This window comes from Parabacteroides sp. AF48-14, assembly GCF_003477465.1.
GTDB classification, from domain to species: domain Bacteria; phylum Bacteroidota; class Bacteroidia; order Bacteroidales; family Tannerellaceae; genus Parabacteroides; species Parabacteroides acidifaciens.
Window position 1 is genome coordinate 1 of sequence record NZ_QUDI01000089.1, and the last position, 2,488, is coordinate 2,488.

At 41.3% G+C, this 2,488-nt stretch carries 1 protein-coding gene; it reads right to left on the reverse strand.

Annotation, left to right across the window (positions count from 1 at the left end; genetic code table 11):
• Positions 1-101: 101 nt before the first annotated feature.
• Positions 102-1,913, reverse strand: coding sequence for a reverse transcriptase/maturase family protein (locus DW083_RS21810; RefSeq protein WP_122333817.1), 1,812 nt, complete (start codon positions 1,911-1,913; stop codon positions 102-104).
• Positions 1,914-2,488 lie beyond the last annotated feature (575 nt).

The window sequence follows — 2,488 nt, forward strand, 5'->3', positions numbered from 1 at the left end:
GCTAAGCACCCAGCGCCTTATCATATTCCTATGACAGGTTTCCAAATGCTCGCCCCCGAACCGGACTTACACCTCTCAGCGTATCCGGCTCTCCACTAATTTCAGTCTATCTTTCCGTCATGTATCTTCTTGTGACAACTCCTGCACACGGCAATCGTCTTGCGTTTGCGGGCAATCATGTGTCGTTCCCAGCTTTCCTTTCCCTGCAAGTTCTTTAGTTTCCTTACATGGTGCATAACAAGGTCGTCTGTCGCTCCACATAATTCACACTCACGGGCTTTCAGTCTTTCAACAAGACTTGTCCGCCCCGCAGTATAAATTGTTCGTGGCATAATGTCACATTCCGATTTATAGGTAGGCTTCTTTCGTTTGAAGCCACCGTCGTAAAAGAACCTTTCCTTTACCCCTGTTTTAGTCATGTGCTTTACGATAAACCTACCGTTCTTACGATATTTCTTGTTTACCTTACGTGTGCGGCACTTATATTTGCCTGCAAACGTTTTGTACATGCTGTATTCCATGATGTAACTGAAATTGTTCAAGGCATGGGCACAGTTGTTGGCTATGGAGTAGTAATTATAGAAACCCACGATTTCCCGATTATAACTATCAAGGATTTCAAGGTCATCATTAAATATCAGTCCCGATTTACATTTCGGTTTCCATATTTCCTTTCCGTTACGGTTTGCCATTTCCAAGACTCCCAAATCGAAAAGTTTCTTACGAACAGTTTCCGAACTGACATTCAGACAGACCCTTTTACCATAGGTTCTTCTCAATCTGCCTCGTTTATCCCGTCTTTGTTCATTGGATTTTCTTACAGAGATTTCATATCCGAGAAACTTGGCAGGTCTTTTCGTGTGAGTGACAAGTGTCTTTTCATCGGACAGTTCCAATGCCAGTTTATCAGCAAGGAAGTTTTTAATATCTTCCTTTATCTGTTGCGCATCTTGTTTACTTCCGATAATTCCCACGAGAAAATCATCTGCATATCTCGCATATTTCATTCTCCTGTAATCGGCATCCATTTCTTCGCCGTTGGGATATTTAGCCCGTCCTTGTTCTATTGCTTTCAGTTCAAGGATTAGTTTTGCCTTTTGCCTTTCGTCTTTTACGGACTTCAATCTTCGCACAATACGTTTTCTTACATTGCCAAAGTCCAAACTTTCTCTACTGAATTTTCGTTTCTTCCCCTTATCGAATTTGACAATGTATTCCTTTATATACTTGTCCAGTTTGTCAAGGTAGATATTAGCCAGTATCGGGCTAATGATACCACCTTGCGGTGTGCCACTGTAAGTATTATAGAATTGCCATTCTTCAATATATCCCGCTTTCAAGAACTTGCGCACTAAACGTATAAAACGTTCATCCGTAATGCGCTCCTTGAGGGTATTTATCAGTACATCATGGTTTATGTTATCGAAGAAGCCTTTTATGTCTCCCTCTACAAACCATTTTGCACCATTAAACTCCTTTTGGATATGGGCTAATGCAGTATGGCAGCTTCGATTGGGACGGAAACCATGCGAGGTGTATTCAAAACTTCCCTCGTATATGGCTTCCAATACCATTCTTACTACTTCTTGTATCAGCTTGTCATTAAAAGTCGGTACGCCAAGAGGTCTTTTCTTACCGTTTTTCTTTAGTATGTACACTCTCTTTGACGGTTGGGGTTGGTACGTTTCATCTTTTAACGTATCAATTAACTTTTCAATTCGTTTCAGGCTCATGTTGTCAATGGTCTGACCGTCCGAACCTTTAGTCATGTTACCTTCTTTGGCATAAATGCGCTGATAGGCAACGTAGAACATTTCCTCATTGAACAAAATCCTGTAAAGACGTTCAAACTTATAGCTTGCATCCTTACTGTGTTCTGATAGACTGTTTAATACTCTTTCTGGACTTCTCATAATGTCTCTCACATTTTCCGTTAATTGTATTAATAATTAGCTGCTTCCCTTCGCCATGTACAAGGCGTTACCTTGCTCAAACTACTATGGAAGCTCCGTTACCACTCCGAATTTTCATAGGTCGAACCTAATAGCCTTTCGGCTCTTCGGGATAGGTAATCCCCGTTTATCACATCGTAACTATTGGCATGATAGATTGTCGGATACGACTTCCGTCCTTTACTCGCTTATTGCGGTTGTGTCGTGATAAGTTCTTGCTACATTCATACCTGTACACTGAAGTAGTATCACGATATGGCGATTGATAGTTACCTTACGCCATAGCCTCAAGGGGGACCACTCGGAATATCGTTCAATCAATTCGGACTTTATCCTCATATCTATCTTTTCATCTCGCTATTCAGTCGCAGTTTGGTAACTAACTGACTTATAACTTTTCCGACATGCTACACTCCCTGCTCGGTTAAGTTTTCCCGAAAACAGATAAGTCGGCTGATGATAGGTTATTTTTCAAAGAACACTTTCCTAATCTCTTGCCAAAGAGATGTTTACGATGCAACCTTTACGGGCGCACA

What these genes read in the sequence shown, in the direction of transcription:
- DW083_RS21810 (WP_122333817.1), bottom strand. Translation starts at nt 1,913, where the DNA reads ATGAGAAGTCCAGAAAGAGTATTAAACAGTCTATCAGAACACAGTAAG.